Genomic DNA, 551 nt, shown 5'->3' on the forward strand with positions numbered 1-551 from the left:
TCCAGCTGCTCTGGTCCCGTGCCATTTCGCCCTATTTTGACTTCCAGGCCGGTCTCCGCCAGGATTTCGAACCCGAGGGGCGCTCACACCTTGTGGCCGGGTTTCAGGGGCTCGCGCCCTATCTCTTCGAACTCGATACGGCGGCGTTCCTGTCCACGGACGGGGATCTCACCGCCCGTATCGAGGCCGAATACGAGCTGCTTCTCACCCAGCGCCTCATCCTCCAGCCGCGCATCGAGGCGGAATTCTCCGCGCAGGACATTCCCGAGCTTGAACTCGGCAGTGGCCTCACCGGGCTCGATGCCGGTCTGCGCCTTCGCTATGAGGTGAAGCGTGAATTTGCGCCCTATATCGGCGTTGAATGGCAGGAGCGGTTCGGCGAGACAGCCGATCTTGCAGAAGCCGCGGGTGAAGCGTCCAGCGGGACGGCCTTCATCATCGGGCTTCGGGCCTGGTACTGACCGGCGATTGCGGCGCGGGAGACGGCCCGCGCCGCAATGATACGCTCATGATACTGCCATGATACGCCCATGATACTCTGGCGATACCCC

The 551-nt window shown here is 63.2% G+C and carries 1 protein-coding gene; it reads left to right on the top strand.

Annotated elements, in window-relative coordinates; genetic code table 11:
• Positions 1-461 (top strand): copper resistance protein B (locus V7672_RS15265; protein ID WP_335625419.1); only part of this gene is annotated, 461 nt, incomplete at its 5' end.
• Between the last annotated feature and the right edge of the window lie 90 nt (positions 462-551).

The organism is Brevundimonas sp. (assembly GCF_036963785.1).
GTDB lineage: Bacteria > Pseudomonadota > Alphaproteobacteria > Caulobacterales > Caulobacteraceae > Brevundimonas.